Origin of the sequence: Staphylococcus sp. FSL W8-1270 (genome assembly GCF_038007165.1) — a bacterium.
Lineage (GTDB): Bacteria > Bacillota > Bacilli > Staphylococcales > Staphylococcaceae > Staphylococcus > Staphylococcus hominis.
This window is the reverse complement of the sequence record NZ_JBBOWQ010000001.1, coordinates 1546918-1565070: the sequence shown is the minus strand read 5'-3', so window position 1 is coordinate 1565070 and position 18153 is coordinate 1546918. Positions and strand designations below refer to the sequence as shown.

Annotated in this window: 15 protein-coding genes; all 15 read left to right on the top strand. The window is 32.4% G+C overall.

The window, feature by feature from the left end; translation table 11 throughout:
* The first annotated feature begins 81 nt into the window (after nt 1-81).
* The 15 genes from ileS (at nt 82) to NSU06_RS07730 (ending at nt 17847) form a co-directional block, all read left to right on the top strand.
* On the top strand, nt 82-2832 hold the full coding sequence (gene ileS, locus NSU06_RS07800) for an isoleucine--tRNA ligase (RefSeq protein WP_070436687.1): 2751 nt from the start codon (nt 82-84) through the stop codon (nt 2830-2832).
* A gap of 196 nt (nt 2833-3028) precedes the next feature.
* A complete protein-coding gene (locus NSU06_RS07795; protein WP_150885413.1) occupies nt 3029-4444 on the top strand; it encodes an NAD(P)H-binding protein in 1416 nt (471 codons plus the stop codon).
* A 192-nt stretch (nt 4445-4636) separates the two neighbouring features.
* On the top strand, nt 4637-5431 hold the full coding sequence (locus tag NSU06_RS07790; RefSeq protein WP_150885411.1) for a VOC family protein: 795 nt from the start codon (nt 4637-4639) through the stop codon (nt 5429-5431).
* 4 nt (nt 5432-5435) lie between these two features.
* Nucleotides 5436-5912 (top strand): CHAP domain-containing protein, encoded by a 477-nt coding sequence (locus tag NSU06_RS07785; RefSeq protein ID WP_025987213.1) that lies wholly within the window; start codon nt 5436-5438, stop codon nt 5910-5912.
* Between the two features lie 84 nt (nt 5913-5996).
* Nucleotides 5997-6473, top strand: coding sequence for a signal peptidase II (gene lspA, locus NSU06_RS07780; RefSeq protein WP_002448847.1), 477 nt, complete (start codon nt 5997-5999; stop codon nt 6471-6473).
* A gap of 11 nt (nt 6474-6484) precedes the next feature.
* Nucleotides 6485-7402: an RluA family pseudouridine synthase gene (locus NSU06_RS07775; RefSeq protein WP_017174554.1), complete on the top strand. Its 918-nt coding sequence runs from the start codon at nt 6485-6487 to the stop codon at nt 7400-7402.
* A gap of 267 nt (nt 7403-7669) precedes the next feature.
* On the top strand, nt 7670-8197 hold the full coding sequence (gene pyrR, locus NSU06_RS07770; RefSeq protein WP_017174555.1) for a bifunctional pyr operon transcriptional regulator/uracil phosphoribosyltransferase PyrR: 528 nt from the start codon (nt 7670-7672) through the stop codon (nt 8195-8197).
* Between the two features lie 224 nt (nt 8198-8421).
* A complete protein-coding gene (locus NSU06_RS07765) occupies nt 8422-9735 on the top strand; it encodes a uracil-xanthine permease family protein (protein ID WP_048680024.1) in 1314 nt (437 codons plus the stop codon).
* A gap of 25 nt (nt 9736-9760) precedes the next feature.
* Nucleotides 9761-10654, top strand: a complete 894-nt coding sequence (locus NSU06_RS07760) for an aspartate carbamoyltransferase catalytic subunit (RefSeq protein WP_017174557.1) — start codon at nt 9761-9763, stop codon at nt 10652-10654.
* 2 nt (nt 10655-10656) lie between these two features.
* Entirely contained in the window at nt 10657-11931 is a 1275-nt protein-coding gene (locus NSU06_RS07755) for a dihydroorotase (RefSeq protein ID WP_017174558.1), read from the top strand.
* Nucleotide 11932: 1 nt separating this feature from the next.
* A complete protein-coding gene (locus NSU06_RS07750) occupies nt 11933-13039 on the top strand; it encodes a carbamoyl phosphate synthase small subunit (RefSeq protein ID WP_070813287.1) in 1107 nt (368 codons plus the stop codon).
* A complete protein-coding gene (carB, locus tag NSU06_RS07745) occupies nt 13032-16205 on the top strand; it encodes a carbamoyl-phosphate synthase large subunit (RefSeq protein WP_340779720.1) in 3174 nt (1057 codons plus the stop codon). Before NSU06_RS07750 ends, carB begins: the two co-directional genes overlap by 8 nt.
* A 100-nt stretch (nt 16206-16305) precedes the next feature.
* Nucleotides 16306-16998, top strand: coding sequence for an orotidine-5'-phosphate decarboxylase (gene pyrF / locus NSU06_RS07740; RefSeq protein WP_017174561.1), 693 nt, complete (start codon nt 16306-16308; stop codon nt 16996-16998).
* A gap of 1 nt (nt 16999) precedes the next feature.
* Nucleotides 17000-17608, top strand: coding sequence for an orotate phosphoribosyltransferase (pyrE, locus tag NSU06_RS07735; RefSeq protein ID WP_017174562.1), 609 nt, complete (start codon nt 17000-17002; stop codon nt 17606-17608).
* A gap of 14 nt (nt 17609-17622) precedes the next feature.
* The gene (locus NSU06_RS07730; protein WP_231103763.1) at nt 17623-17847 is read left to right on the top strand and encodes a hypothetical protein; all 225 of its coding nucleotides are present in this window, start codon (nt 17623-17625) and stop codon (nt 17845-17847) included.
* The last annotated feature ends 306 nt before the right edge of the window (nt 17848-18153 follow it).

Below are 18153 nucleotides of genomic sequence, written 5' to 3'. Positions count from 1 at the left end.
AGTTAAGAAGGGTGGTACCGCGGATTTCCCGTCCCTATTAATTGAACTTAGAGTTCTTTTTATATTTAAGGAGTGGAAAATATGAATTACAAAGAAACGTTATTAATGCCAAAAACCGACTTTCCAATGCGAGGAGGTTTACCTAATAAAGAGCCAAAAATTCAAGAGCAATGGGAAGCAAATAATCATTATCAAAAAGCTTTAGAGAAAAATGAAGGAAATCAATCATTTATTTTGCATGATGGCCCACCTTATGCAAATGGTAATCTTCACATGGGACATGCATTAAATAAAATTATTAAAGATATTATTGTACGTTATAAAACGATGCAAGGATTTTACTCACCTTACGTTCCAGGATGGGATACACATGGTTTACCAATTGAACAAGCATTGACTAAAAAAGGCGTTGATCGCAAAAAAATGTCAATTGCTGAGTTTAGAGAAAAATGTAAAGAATTTGCTTTAGAACAAGTTGAACTTCAAAAACAAGATTTTAAACGTTTAGGTGTACGTGGGGACTTTAATAATCCTTATATTACTCTTAAACCTGAATATGAAGCAGCTCAAATTCGTTTGTTCGGTGAAATGGCTGATAAAGGATTAATTTATAAAGGTAAAAAACCTGTTTATTGGTCACCATCAAGTGAATCTTCACTTGCTGAAGCTGAAATTGAATATCACGATAAACGTTCAGCATCTATTTATGTAGCCTTTGATGTTAAAGATTCAAAAGGTACTATCGATGAGGATGCTCAATTTATTATCTGGACAACTACACCTTGGACATTACCTTCTAACGTAGCAATTACAGTTCATCCAGATTTGAAATATGGTCAATATAATGTAAATGGTAAGAAATACGTGATTGCTGAAGCTTTAGCTGAAAGTGTTTCTGAAGCATTAGGCTGGGATAAAGATACTATTCAATTGGAAAAAGAATTTACAGGGAAAGAATTAGAGTATGTTGAAGCACAACATCCTTTCTTAGATCGAGTGTCATTAGTCATTAATGGTGGTCATGTAACAACTGATGCTGGTACTGGTTGTGTACACACTGCCCCTGGTCACGGGGAAGATGACTATATTGTAGGTCAAAAATACGATTTACCTGTCATCAGTCCTTTGGATGATAAAGGTGTCTTCACAGAGGAAGGCGGACAATTTGAAGGTATGTTCTATGATAAAGCAAATAAAGCTGTAACAGACCTTTTAACTGATAAAGGTGCCTTATTAAAATTAGACTTTATTACGCATAGTTATCCGCATGATTGGCGTACTAAAAAACCAGTTATTTTCCGTGCAACACCTCAATGGTTTGCTTCAATTAATAAAGTGAGACAAGATATCTTAGATGCGATTGAAGAGACTGATTTTAAAGTGGATTGGGGTAAAACACGTATTTATAATATGATTCGTGACCGTGGTGAATGGGTGATTTCTCGTCAACGTGTATGGGGTGTACCATTGCCTGTATTTTACGCTGAAAATGGCGATATTATTATGACAAAAGAAACAGTCAATCATGTAGCTGATTTATTTGAAGAATATGGCTCAAATGTTTGGTTTGAAAGAGAAGCTAAAGATTTATTACCTGAAGGATTCACACATCCTGGAAGCCCTAATGGAGAATTTACTAAAGAAACAGATATTATGGATGTTTGGTTTGACTCTGGTTCATCTCATAGAGGCGTGTTAGAAACTCGTCCAGAATTGCATTTCCCATCCGATTTATATTTTGAAGGTAGTGACCAATATCGTGGTTGGTTTAACTCTTCAATTACTACAGCAGTTGCGACTAGAGGACAAGCACCTTATAAATTCTTATTGTCACATGGTTTCGTAATGGATGGCGAAGGTAAAAAAATGAGTAAATCTTTAGGTAACGTTATCGTTCCTAATCAAGTAGTAAAACAAAAAGGTGCAGATATTGCACGATTATGGGTAAGTAGTACAGACTACTTAGCAGATGTACGTATTTCAGATGAAATTTTAAAACAAACGTCTGATGTTTATAGAAAAATCAGAAATACTTTAAGATTTATGTTAGGTAATATTAATGACTTTAATCCTGAAACAGACAGTGTACCTGAACATGAATTATTAGAAGTAGATCGTTACTTATTGAATCGCTTACGTGAATTCACTGCTAGTACTATTAATCACTATGATAACTTTGATTACTTAAATATTTATCAAGAAGTTCAAAACTTTATCAATGTTGAATTAAGTAACTTCTATTTAGATTATGGTAAAGATATTCTTTATATTGAACAAAAAGACGCACATAAACGTCGTAGTATGCAAACAGTGTTGTACCAAATTTTAGTAGATATGACTAAATTACTTGCTCCTATTTTAGTACATACTGCCGAAGAAGTATGGTCTCATACACCACATGTTAAAGAAGAAAGTGTTCACTTAGCAGATATGCCAAAAGTTGTTGACGTTGATCAAGAATTATTAGATAAATGGAATCAATTTATGTCATTACGTGATGATGTAAACCGTGCATTAGAAGCAGCACGTAATGAAAAAGTTATCGGTAAATCTCTTGAAGCTAAAGTAGTGATTGGAAACAATGATCACTTTAAAGCTGCAGAATTTTTACAACAATTTAATGACTTACAACAATTATTTATCGCCTCTCAAGTTGAAGTGACTGAAAAAGTAGACAATGGAAATGAATACCAACATGGTGACATTCGTATTGAACATGCTTCAGGTGAAAAATGTGAAAGATGTTGGAATTATAGTGAAACATTAGGATCTGTTGGTGAACTTGATCATTTATGTCCACGTTGTCAAGAAGTCGTAAAAACTTTAGTTTAATTCAATAGAGATAGAACGCTTGTAACCTAATTAAGGGTTACGAGCGTTTTTTTATAAAGTATATAAATATTAAATAATAATAATTTGAAAATATATCTGAATAGAGTTTCAAGTTTAGATAAAAACGGATGAGGTTATATCAAATAATAAGTGATAGAATGTTTCTCGTAAGTAATATAGGAAGAGAGATAAAATGATGGGTAAGATTTTACTAACAGAGGCTTCTGGATATATTGGTAGTCACTTAAAAGATAAATTAAAAGTTAATCATGAGATTATCGCAATATCAAGAAATGCTCAAAATAAAAAAAATGAAAAAAATGTAACTTGGAAATCAGCAGATTTATTTGATTTAGATGCTATAACTGAAGTAATGAAAGGTATAGATACTGCGATTTATCTTGGTCATTCAATGAAGACAAGTGCTAAACTTACACAGGCTAATTTTGAAGATATGGATGCACTACTAGCTGATAATGTTGGGCGCGTAGCGAAAAAACATGGGGTCAAACACATTATATTTATGAGTGGTATTATCACGAATGATAGTCATTTGTCACTTCACTTAAAAAGTCGGTTAGAATGTGAAAAAATATTAAGATATTATGGTGTCCCTGTAAGCACATTACGTGCTGGGTTAATTATAGATTCAAACGGTAGTTCATATCCTATTTTTAAAAGAACGATAGAGCGTTTGTCAGCAATGATTCTACCGAACTGGGCTTACAATATGATTGCGCCAGTATCTATGGATGATGTTATTGATAAATTAGCTATGTTAGTCGAACGTTCTCCTAAAGAAAATGAAGTATTTAATATTACAAGGCCTAAGGTAATGAATTATCAAGAATTATTTGAACGTATAGCGACTACTCTTGATAAACGTTTGTTTATATTGCACTTACCAACCATCCTTATTCGGTTAAGTCGATGTTGGATTAAAGAGAAAATGAATGGTAAAGAAAATGTGAAAAAAGCACTTAAAGAAAAACAAGATGAACAACAAATAATAACTACAAAACAATCTAAATCTAAATCAAATCAAAATAAGAGAGATGAAGTTAAAGATGTTAGAGCAATGACGCGTTTTAGAATTCCGGAAAGTTATTCGATACAGGATGTAACAAGAGAATATGCAGAATTTATTAATAATATCACGCTCCATTTAGTAAATGGTACCATTAATGAGCATGAATTTAATATTCAATTACCATTAATAAGGAAATGTATTTTAAAAATGAAAAGAGATAATCATGATTCTATTAATGAAATGAGTGTGTATAAAATTGTTGGTGGAGATTTAGCTATGGTTAAAGACAGTAGTAATGCACGATTTGAATTTAGACGTATATTAGATACCAACGAAGGTATTGCAGCGTTGCAAGGATATGAACCAACATTACCATGGGGAGTTTATAAGTTTACTCAAGCCATTGCACATAAGTTTGTGATGGGTGTATTCAAACAGTATATGAATCATTTAGCTAGTTATGAAAAAGATAAACAAGATTCCGTTAATAAAATTTTTACTAATCTTGCTATGACTACTGGTGTAATGTTTGGTGCATGTGTTGGTACAAGAATCTACAATAAAGTTTTAGCTAAAAAATAATGTACTTTATATATATTTAAAAGTTTTCGATGGAAACGCAATGAAGTTCTCTCTATCGAAAGCTTTTTTAGTCTAAATAGTTGAATATTACGCATTAAGACTGATAAAATTTTAAATATTTTATTATAGAATAATCATTAATCATAGCTTTTTTAAATTGAAAGAGAGATTTTAAAATTTAGGAGGTGTCCTATGTTTCATGATAATGATGCACATTTTATTAATGGTATCACTTTAAATGTAAGAGATTTACGTACTTTACAACCGTTCTATGAAGAATTATTAGGGTTTAAAAAAGTGGAAGAGACATTAACCGCTGTCAAATATCAAGTTGGAGACAGTCACCATTATATTACTTTAAGAGAGATAAAGTCTGGACGAAATCCTTTTTCTCAAGAAGCTGGTTTATTTTATATAGGAATTCAATTATCCAATAAACAACATCTGGCAGATCTAATCGAAAAGTTAAATGATTATGAGTTACCAATTAATGGTGGAGAACAAAATGTATGTACATTTATTTTTGTCGAAGATCCAGAAGGTCATATGTTTAAATTTTATGTTGATAAAGCGATTTCTGATTGGAAACAAGAAAGTGAATGGATTAGACTCAATATTAAGCCGCTCGATGTTTCTTCATTATTACCATATGCATCCACCATCGGATGGCAAGGTTTACCTAATGATAGTAAAATTGGGAATATTAGTTTAAAAACCATTCGATTAAATGAAGTAAGAGAATATTATTTAAACCATTTTGGACTAGTACCTTCTGCATATTTAGATGATGAATCGTTTTATTTAGCTTCTGAACAATATTATTGTCATCTTTCAATGAATCAATGGAATTCAAAAATAAAGCGAATAGATAATGAACATACTTATGGTTTATCTATCGTTGACTTTCATTATCCAGAAACACATCATATCAATATAAAAGGTCCAGATGGTATCCAGTTTAGATTTAATTTTATAGAGGTAGAGTGATGAAATGAAAAAATGGATTTTTTTAATGGTGTTTGTGTGCATGATATTTACGGCCGGTGCAGTTTTTGATGGTCTAGACAATCAAGATATGACTGAACCTACAATTCATTTTTGGGAAAAAAATCCTATGAAATATAACACATACGCTAAAGGTCAATGTACTTACTATGTATTTGATCGAGTAAAAGAAGACCATCATTTAATAAGTAACCAATGGGGTGACGCTAAACATTGGGCAAATAAGGCTAAGAAACAAGGGTATACAGTCAATGAAAATCCAACTAAGGGTTCTATTTTACATTATCCAAAAGGAAAACATGGACATGTTGCTTATGTAGAACAAGTCAATAATGATGGCTCTTTAATAGTCTCTGATATGAATTTCAGAAAACCTTACGAAATTACAACACGTTTTGTAGATGTTGATCAAGTCGATCAATTTAATTATATTCATCCTAAAAGTAACACAAATATGACATAGAAGATTGTAGCTTTTTTTATGCTAAGTAGTAGGCTATAATGTAGAGTGTTGTCAAAGAGTTGAGGGCTGAATGGAGGCACATGAATGAAAAAGAAATATTATATTGGTTTATCTTTAATAGTAGCCATCGTGATTTTAATTATAGACCAATTAACTAAAAAAATAATTACAGCAACCATGAACATTGGTGATTCTTATGAAGTGATTCCTCATTTTTTAAATATTACATCACATAGAAATAATGGTGCAGCATGGGGGATTTTAAGTGGTAAAATGGGATTTTTCTATATTATTACTCTTATTATTTTAGCTGTACTTATTATATTTTATATTAAAGAAACTAAATATAATGCGTTTATGCAAGTTGCAATTAGCTTATTATTTGCTGGTGCATTAGGTAACTTTATCGATCGTTTATTCAATGGTGAAGTTGTTGATTTCATTGATACAAATATTTTTGGATATGATTTTCCAATTTTTAATATCGCAGATTCAAGCTTAACAATTGGTGTTATTTTTGTCATTATTGCATTGGTTAAGGATGCAACTAAAAAAGAATAGGAGGGCACGTAGTGGAAACGTATGAATATAAAATAGAAGATGAAGCACTCGTAGGTCAGCGTATTGATAAATTATTATCTGATTTCAATAGTGAGTGGTCTAGAAGTCAACTTCAAGATTGGATTAAAAATGATTTAGTCACTGTTAATGGTAAAATAATCAAATCAAATTATAAAGTTAAATTAAATGATGAGATTCAAGTGACTGAAAAAGAAGTGGTTGAAGCCGATATTTTACCGGAGAACCTCAATTTAGATATTTATTATGAAGATGAAGATGTAGCCATTGTTTATAAACCTAAAGGCATGGTTGTACACCCTTCACCAGGTCATTATACAGGTACATTAGTTAATGGGTTAATGTATCAAATTAAAGATTTATCAGGTATCAATGGAGAGATACGTCCTGGTATTGTTCATCGTATTGATAAAGATACGTCTGGTTTACTTATGGTAGCTAAAAATGATATAGCACATCGTGGTCTAGTAGAACAACTTATGGATAAAACAGTAAAGCGTAAGTATACAGCTTTAGTACATGGTAATATCCCTCATGATTATGGAACAATTGATGCTCCAATAGGCAGAAACAAAAAAGACCGTCAATCTATGGATGTTGTTGATGATGGAAAAGAAGCAGTGACTCATTTTAATGTAATAGAACATTTCAATGACTATACATTAATTGAATGTCAATTAGAAACAGGTCGTACTCATCAAATTCGTGTTCATATGAAATATATTGGGTTCCCACTTGTTGGAGATCCTAAATATGGTCCTAGAAAAACATTAGATATTGGTGGACAAGCTTTACATGCTGGAGTTATTGGTTTTGAACATCCTGTCACTCATGAATATATTGAACGTCATGCTGAGTTACCTCAAGAGTTTCAATCGCTATTAGAAGATATTCGATTAAGAGAATCATAAAATTAGAGAACAAAGTCGTAAATTAAAAGAAAGCATATTGACTTATGAACTAAAAAGATTTAAGCTAATAACAGTTAAAATTAAACAAAACAGTGTCTTTTAAAAAGAGTCCAGAGAGGCTCAAAAGACAGGGTGACTAATGATATAAATATGATTAACTTTAATTGTTCGATTGTTATCAGACGAATCATATAAAATATTTTTATATACATTAAACCTCATGTCTTTGTAAAAGGCATGAGGTTTTTTCTTTTAAGAGGTGTAATCATGTCAGAACGTATTATTATGGACGAAGCAGCTATACAACGTACTGTTACACGTATAGCACATGAAATTCTAGAATATAATAAAGGAACTGAACAACTTGTTCTTTTAGGTATTAAAACAAGAGGCGAATTTTTAGCACGTCGTATTCAAGAAAAAATTAAACAAATTGAACATCATGTAGTTCCAACAGGTACGATTGACATTACTCATTTTAGAGATGATATTGAAAACTCGAAAAAGCCTATCACTAAAGATGCCATTGAAATTGATCAAGATGTTACAGATAAGATAGTGATCATTATTGATGATGTACTTTATACTGGACGAACAGTTAGAGCATCTTTAGATGCAATTTTATTACATTCTCGACCTATAAAAATTGGCCTCGCTGCCCTTGTGGATCGTGGCCATCGTGAACTGCCAATTAGAGCAGACTTTGTTGGAAAGAATATACCTACTGCAAAAGATGAAGCAGTATCTGTTTATCTTGAAGAAATAGATGATAGAAATGCAGTAGTAATTGAATAACTAACCTTTTAAACCAGTACGAGAGACTGAAAAAGGTAAAGTATTTAATGGTGAGCGTGTAATGTATTTATTAATTGGATAGATGATATGTCTCACTTAAATTAAATACTTTTCCTATGTCATGTTATAAAAAACTTAAAGAAGCTTTTTATAATATTTCATTAATTTATTTTAGTCTCTTTACCATAGTGTAAAGAGACTTTTTTAGAAAGGAAGAACATTTCATGGAAAATGAGCAAATGTTTAAACGTACTGTCAAACCAGTACTAGATGTAAAAGATAAACCAAAACCAGCACAATGGGCGTTTTTAAGCTTACAACATCTATTTGCAATGTTTGGTTCAACTGTCCTTGTTCCATTTTTAACAGGGTTACCTATTTCTGCAGCATTATTAGCATCTGGGATAGGAACATTACTATATATATTAATTACTAAAGCAAAGATACCTGCCTATTTAGGTTCAAGCTTTGCATTTATTACTCCAATTATTACGGGGTTAAGTACACACAGTTTAGGAGATATGCTTGTCGCATTATTCGCTAGTGGCGTAATGTATATCGTTATTGGTATCTTCATAAAATTAAGTGGTACCGGTTGGTTGATGCATCTTTTACCACCAGTTGTTGTTGGTCCAGTTATTATGGTCATTGGTTTAAGTCTCGCACCAACAGCAGTAAACATGGCAATGTATGAGAATTCAGGAGATATGAAGGGTTACAATTTAAGCTATTTATTAGTAGCATTAGTAACTTTACTAGTAACTATTATTGTTCAAGGATTCTTTAAAGGCTTCCTTTCTCTTATTCCTGTGTTAATAGGAATTATTGTAGGTTATATTGTGTCAATTTTTGTAGGCATTGTTAATTTCAAACCAATTGCTAAAGCCAGTTGGCTAGATTTTCCAGATATATATTTACCATTTAAAGATTATGTTCCATCGATACATATCGGACTTATTTTAGTCATGTTGCCTATAGTATTTGTAACAGTCAGTGAACATATTGGCCATCAAATGGTAATTAATAAAATTGTAGGACGTAATTTCTTTGAAAATCCAGGTTTACATCGTTCAATTATAGGTGATGGTGTTTCAACAATGTTCGCTAGTATTATTGGAGGACCGCCTAGTACAACTTATGGCGAAAATATTGGTGTACTCGCAATTACAAAAATATATAGTATCTATGTCATTGGTGGCGCAGCAGTGATTGCAATTATCTTATCATTTATAGGTAAGTTCTCAGCATTAATTTCATCAATTCCTACACCAGTTATGGGTGGTGTATCTATCTTATTATTCGGTATTATTGCAGCAAGTGGACTTAGAATGTTGGTAGAAAGTCGTGTTGATTTTGCTAGTAATCGTAATTTAGTTATTGCATCAGTAGTACTAGTAGTTGGTATTGGAAATTTACTTATCAATTTAAAAAGTCTTGGTGTGAACCTACAAATTGAAGGCATGGCTTTAGCAGCATTATCAGGAATCATATTAAATCTTATTTTGCCAAAAGAAAAAGAAGAATCAGACATTAAATAAAAGAGGATCTTTTAGGAGGCAGGTCATGAAAAATTTATTTTCAATGGAATATTTAACAAACGACGATATTTTTAATCTTATTCAAACAGCGAGTCGTTTTAAATCAGGAAAAGAAATTGTCCCTCAGTATGAAGGAAAATATGTATCTAACTTATTCTTTGAAAATTCAACACGTACAAAATGCAGTTTTGAAGTAGCTGAACTTAATCTTGGATTGAAACAAGTTAACTTTGAAACAAGCACTTCTTCAGTACAAAAAGGAGAATCACTTTATGACACTTGTAAAACGTTAGAGAGTATTGGCGTCAATTTATTAGTCATTAGACATCCTCAAAATGCATATTACGAAGAACTAGAAAATTTAAATATTCCGATTGCAAATGCTGGAGATGGTAGTGGTCAGCATCCTACTCAAAGCTTATTGGATATAATGACGATTTATGAAGAATACGAAACGTTTGAAGGATTAAATATTTTAATATGTGGAGATATTAAAAATTCTCGTGTAGCAAGAAGTAATTATACAAGTTTAACCTCACTTGGCGCTAAAGTAATGTTCTCAAGTCCTAATGAATGGGTAGATGAAACATTAGATGCTCCCTATGTAAATATTGATGATGTGATTGATAAAGTTGATATCATTATGCTTTTAAGAGTTCAACATGAAAGACATGGTATTACTGATGAAGCAAACTTTAAAGCTGATCATTATCATGAACAATATGGGTTAACTAAAGAAAGGTATCGTCGTTTAAAAGATGATGCGATAGTGATGCATCCTGCTCCAGTAAATCGTGGCGTAGAAATCGATAGTGAACTAGTTGAAGCACCTAAGTCAAGAATCTTTAAACAAATGGAAAATGGAATGTATTTAAGAATGGCTGTAATAGATAAACTTTTATCAAGAAAAGGAGAATAATTATGAAACTTATAAAAAATGCTAAAATTTTAGACAATGGTGAACTTAAATCAACGTCAATTTTAATTGATGGACAATATATCAAGGAAATGAATGAAAATATTAATATTGATGAAGGTACTGAAGTCATTGATGCAAATGGTCAGTTTGTAGCACCAGGACTAGTAGATGTGCATGTACATTTAAGAGAACCAGGTGGAGAACATAAAGAAACAATTGAAACTGGAACAAAAGCAGCTGCACGTGGCGGGTTTACAACAGTATGTCCTATGCCTAATACACGTCCTGTACCTGATACAGTAGAACACATGGATCAGTTGCAATCATTAATTAAAGAAAATGCACAAGTCCGTGTCTTACCTTATGCATCAATTACAATTCGTCAAGCTGGTAAAGAGCATGTTGATTTTGAAGCACTTTCAAAAGAGGGTGCATTTGCATTTACAGATGATGGTGTAGGTGTTCAGGAGTCAGCAATGATGTATGAAGCGATGCAACAAGCTGCAAAATTAAATAAAGCAGTTGTTGCTCATTGTGAAGATAATAGCTTAATTTATGGTGGTGCAATGCATCAAGGTAAACGTAGTGAAGAATTAGGTATTCCTGGCATTCCAAACATTTGTGAATCTGTACAAATTGCACGAGACGTTTTATTAGCAGAAGCAGCAAATTGTCACTATCATGTGTGCCACGTTTCAACAAAAGAAAGTGTAAGAGCAATTCGTGATGCTAAAGCAGCAGGCATTCATGTTACTGCTGAAGTGACACCACATCATCTGTTATTAACTGAAGATGATGTTCCAGGCGATAATGCCATTTTTAAAATGAATCCACCATTAAGAAGTAAAGAAGATAGAGATGCATTATTAGAAGGATTACTAGATGGTACCATTGATTGTATTGCTACAGATCACGCGCCTCATGCCAAAGAAGAAAAAGCTCAGCCAATGACAAAAGCACCATTTGGTATTGTAGGAAGTGAAACAGCCTTCCCATTATTATATACTCATTTTGTTAAAAATGGAGACTGGTCATTACAACAACTTGTTGATTACTTAACAATTAAACCAGCACAAATATTTGATTTACCTTATGGAAAATTAGAAGAAGGCAGCTATGCAGACTTAACAATCATCAATTTAGATGAAGAAAGAGAAATTCGTGGTGAAGACTTCTTATCTAAAGCAGATAATACACCATTTATAGGATATAAAGTATATGGTAACCCTGTTTTAACAATGGTTGAGGGTGAAGTTAAATTTAAGGAGGACAAGTAAAATGTTTGAACGTAGATATCTCGTATTTGAAGATGGTTCATATTATGAAGGATATAAATTAGGGTCAGATCAATTATCAATCGGTGAAATTGTATTTAATACAGCGATGACTGGATATCAAGAAACGATTTCTGATCCATCATATACTGGTCAAATTGTTACATTTACTTATCCTTTAATTGGAAATTATGGTATTAATAGAGACGATTTTGAATCACTTACACCTACATTAAATGGGGTAGTGGTTAAGGAAGCAAGTACGCATCCAAGTAATTTTAGAAAACAAAAAACATTACATGAAGTGCTTGTTCAATATCAAATTCCTGGTATTTCAGGGGTAGATACACGCAGTATTACTAGAAAAATTAGAAAATATGGTGTATTAAAAGCAGGATTTACTGACAATAAAGAGGAAATTGAATCACTTGCAGCTAACTTAAAAACTGCAGAATTACCTCGTGATGAGGTAATTACTGTGTCAACAAAAACACCGTATGTATCAACAGGCTCAGATTTAAGCGTCGTGTTATTAGACTTTGGTAAAAAGCAAAATATTGTTAGAGAGCTTAATTCAAGAGGATGTAATGTTACTGTAGTACCTTATGATACTTCAGCAGAGGAAATATTAGCAATGTCACCAGATGGTGTCATGCTTTCAAATGGACCTGGAGATCCAGAAGAAGTTAATGTTGCCTTAGATATGATTAAAGGTGTTTTAGGAAATATACCATTCTTTGGCATTTGTCTTGGTCATCAGTTATTTGCATTATCTCAAGGTGCCAAAGCATTTAAGATGAAGTTCGGACATCGTGGTGCGAATCATCCTGTAAAAGATTTACGCACAGGTAAAGTAGATATCACAAGTCAAAATCACGGTTATGCTATTGATAAAGACTCATTAGAAAATACAGATTTAGAAGTGACACATATTGCTTTAAATGATGGTACGGTTGAAGGATTAAGACATAAAACATTACCAGCCTTTTCAGTGCAATATCATCCAGAGGCAAGACCAGGCCCAAGTGACTCAAATTACTTATTTGATGAGTTCTTAGACATGATGAGAGATTTTAAAGATAATAAAAAGGAGAGTAAAACGAATGCCTAAACGTGACGATATTAAAACGATTTTAGTAATTGGTTCAGGTCCTATTATTATTGGACAAGCTGCAGAATTTGACTATGCTGGAACACAAGCGTGTCTTGCTTTAAAAGAAGAAGGATACCGTGTTATTTTAGTAAACTCAAATCCTGCAACCATTATGACTGATAAAGAAATTGCAGATAAAGTATATATTGAACCTTTAACTCATGACTTTATTGCACGTATCATTCGTAAAGAACAACCTGATGCATTATTACCTACATTAGGTGGACAAACAGGTTTAAATATGGCAATACAATTACATGATAGCGGTGTATTAAAAGCAAATAATGTAGAGTTATTAGGTACAAAATTAGAATCTATACAACAAGCAGAAGATAGAGAATTATTCCGATCATTGATGAATGAATTAGATGTTCCGGTACCTGAAAGTGATATAGTAAATACTGTAGAACAAGCATTTGCATTCAAAGAACAAGTAGGATATCCATTAATTGTACGTCCTGCCTTTACAATGGGGGGTACTGGTGGTGGTATCTGTCATAATGATGAAGAATTAAAAGAAGTTGTAAGTAATGGATTACATTATAGTCCAGCGACTCAATGTTTAATTGAAAAATCAATAGCAGGATATAAAGAAATTGAATATGAAGTGATGCGTGATAAAAATGACAATGCCATTGTAGTATGTAATATGGAAAATATTGACCCAGTAGGTATCCATACTGGAGATTCAGTTGTTGTAGCTCCTAGTCAGACACTATCAGATGTTGAATACCAAATGTTACGTGATGTATCGCTTAAAGTGATTCGTGCTTTAGGTATTGAAGGTGGTTGTAATGTACAGCTGGCTTTAGATCCATATTCATTAAATTATTACATTATTGAAGTTAATCCACGTGTGTCTCGTTCATCTGCACTAGCATCAAAAGCAACAGGCTATCCAATTGCTAAATTAGCGGCTAAAATTGCGGTTGGTTTAACATTAGATGAGATGCTAAATCCTATAACTGGAACATCTTATGCTGCGTTTGAACCAACACTTGATTATGTCATTTCAAAAATTCCACGTTTCCCATTTGATAAATTCGAAAAAGGTGAACGTGAATTAGGAACACAAATGAAGGCTACTGGTGAAGTGATGGCTATTGGTCGTACATATGAAGAATCATTATTAAAAGCGATTCGTTCATTAGAATATGGTGTCCATCATCTTGGTTTACCAAACGGTGAAAGTTATGACTTAGACTACATTAAAGAACGTATTAGTCATCAAGATGATGAGCGTTTATTCTTTATTGGTGAAGCGATTCGACGTGGCACATCATTACAAGAAATTCATGAAATGACTAAAATTGATTATTTCTTCTTAAATAAATTCCTTAATATTATTCATATTGAACATGAACTTAAAGCGCATCCAGGAGACTTAGAATATCTTAAATATGTAAAAGATTATGGTTTCAGTGATAAAGTGATTGCTCATCGCTTTGATATGACTGAAGAAGAAGTATATCAATTACGTCAAGATAATGATATTAAACCTGTGTATAAAATGGTAGACACGTGTGCAGCAGAATTTGAATCATCTACACCATACTATTACGGAACATATGAAACAGAAAATGAATCTATAGTTACAGATAAAGAGAAAATTTTAGTATTAGGTTCTGGACCAATACGTATCGGACAAGGTGTAGAGTTTGATTATGCGACAGTGCATGCAGTTTGGGCAATTCAAAATGCCGGATATGAAGCAATCATTGTTAATAATAATCCAGAGACAGTATCAACAGACTTTTCAATTTCAGATAAATTATATTTTGAACCGCTAACTGAAGAAGATGTAATGAATATCATTAATTTAGAGCAACCTAAAGGTGTAGTAGTTCAATTTGGTGGTCAAACAGCAATCAATTTAGCTGATAAATTAGCTAAACATGGTGTGAAAATCTTAGGAACATCATTAGAAGATTTAAATCGTGCAGAAGATAGAAAAGAATTTGAAGCACTTTTAAGAAAAATTGATGTGCCACAACCTAAAGGTAAAACAGCCACTTCTCCTAAAGAAGCATTAGAAAATGCACGTGAAATTGGTTATCCAGTAGTTGTACGACCTTCTTATGTATTAGGTGGCCGTGCCATGGAAATTGTAAATAGTGATGCAGAATTAGAAGACTATATGGAACAAGCTGTTAAAGCAAGTCCAGAACATCCAGTATTAGTGGATAGATATTTAACAGGTAAAGAAATAGAAGTCGATGCAATTTCTGATGGTGAAACAGTTATTATTCCGGGTATTATGGAGCACATTGAACGTGCAGGTGTTCATAGCGGTGATTCAATTGCAGTGTATCCACCACAAACATTGAGCGATGAAGAAATAAATACACTCGAAGATTATACAATTAAATTAGCTAAAGGATTAAACATTGTGGGTCTCATCAATATTCAATTCGTTATTGCACATGATGGTGTGTATGTATTAGAAGTTAACCCACGTGCAAGTCGTACAGTGCCTTTCTTAAGTAAAATTACTGATATTCAAATGGCACAACTTGCCATGCAAGCGATAATGGGCACAAAACTTAAAGATTTAGGCTATCAACAAGGTATTCAACCATATTCAGAGGGTGTGTTTGTTAAAGCACCGGTATTTAGTTTTAATAAATTAAAAAATGTTGACGTGACACTTGGACCTGAAATGAAATCTACCGGTGAAGTGATGGGTAAAGATTTAACACTTGAAAAAGCTTTATATAAAGGTTTAACAGGTAGTGGTGTAGAAGTAAAAGATCATGGTACCGTATTAATGACAGTAAGTGATAAAGATAAAGAAGAAATCGTTGATATTGCGCACCGTTTAAATGAAGTAGGTTATAAAATCTTAGCTACACAAGGTACTGCACAAAAATTAGAAGCGCACAATATCCCTGTTGAAGTTGTTGGTAAAATCGGTGGAGAAGATGATTTATTAACACGTATCCAAAATGGGGATGTACAAATTGTTATTAACACAATGACAAAAGGTAAAGAAGTTGAAAGAGATGGCTTCCAAATTCGACGTACTACTGTAGAAAACGGAGTGCCATGTTTAACTTCATTAGATACTGCAAGTGCATTAACAAATGTCATTGAAAGTATGACATTTTCAATGAGAAATATGTAATGCCGTAATTATAAGCGACTTATGTGTTAACTTGCTTTATGTTTAAGCACAAGTCGCTTCTTTTTAAAATAAAAGTGAGTTATTTAAAGGAGTTTAATGAATGAGAGATTTACCAATTATAGCTTTAGATTTTGATTCTGAGGATCATGTTCTTGATTTTTTAGATCAATTTGATGAACCACTTTTTGTAAAAGTAGGAATGGAATTATATTATCAAACTGGACCAGCTTTAATTAAGAAAATAAAAGAACGTGGACATGATATATTTTTAGACCTTAAGTTACACGATATTCCTAATACAGTTCAAAAAGCTATGGAGGGTTTAGGTAAGTTAAATGTTGATTTAGTTAACGTGCATGCTGCTGGTGGAACTGAAATGATGAAACATGCTGTAAAAGGGTTACGTAAATATAATGAAACTACTAAAATAATAGCAGTGACTCAATTAACATCAACGACTGAAGAAATGCTACATCAAGAACAAAATATCCAAACGTCTATTGAAGAAGCAGTGTTGAATTATGCAAAATTAGCGCAGGAGTCAGGATTAGATGGCGTAGTATGTTCACCATTAGAAGCTAAATTACTGACAAAGTCTCTAGGTTCTGACTTTTTAAAGGTGACGCCTGGTATCAGACCTAAAGGTGCAGCGGTGAATGATCAAAAACGTATTACAACTCCAGAAGACGCGAAACAATTAGGTTCAACTCACATTGTAGTGGGTCGTCCAATAACTCAAAGTGAGCATCCACAAGAGAGTTATACAAAAATAAAGGAAAGTTGGTTAAGTTAATATGTCAAAACACATAGCAAAATCATTATTAGATATTGAAGCAGTAAGTTTATCACCCAATGACTTATTCACATGGAGTTCAGGCATAAAATCACCTATCTATTGTGATAATCGTATTACATTAGGTTACCCTAAAGTACGTCAAGACATTCGTGATGGATTAAGTGAACTTATTACAGAACATTTTGATAATGTAGAGGTTATTTCAGGAACAGCAACTGCTGGTATTCCACATGCTGCTTATATTTCTGAAAAACTAAACTTACCAATGAACTATGTACGATCTAAAAGTAAAAGTCATGGTAAACAAAATCAAATTGAAGGCGCACAAAGTAAAAATAAAAAAGTCGTTGTCGTGGAAGATTTAATTTCAACAGGGGGATCGTCAATTACTGCAGTGGAAGCTTTAAGAGAAGCAGGGGCTGAAGTCGTAGGTGTAGTTGCAATCTTTACTTATGGTCTAGCTAAAGCAGACGACATGTTCAAACAAGCGAATCTACCATTCTATACGCTAAGTAATTATAATGAACTTATTGAAGTAGCTAAAGAAGAAGGCAAAATTTCAGAAAATGATATTCAAACATTAGTGGATTGGCGCGATAATCTCTAAGTTTCGCTTAAAGGGTGATAAAGTTGTCTAAAGACAAAGATAATAATGCATTTTATAATCAGTTAAAACATGTGAATCAATTTTTATACAGTGAAAAAGAATTTAAACAAACAGCACATGTGTTAACTATTAAAGAAAGTATTAAACATATGCATCACGCACAAATGGAATCTTTTGAGCATACAAGTGACTTCTTTAAAAAAGCCAAAGCACGTTTACGTCAAAAAGATAAAATCTAAATATAGAAAGAAAGATACATATAAATATGAATCAACATATTTATATGTATCTTTTTATATCAATCTATAATTAACTTAACGTATAAAGATTTTAATTAACACCCATCCGATTAATAAAACGATGACCATTGCTAATAGTGGTAGAATATAATGCATCATATTAAATGCCTCCTATTATACTTTTATTTAATTTTAACTGTTTATGGAAAGTTTTCAAAATTAAAGCTACTTTTAATTCAAAGTTCTTAATAGCTAACTTTTTATTATTTTTAAAAATAGTTTAAAATAGACATTAATTATAAATTA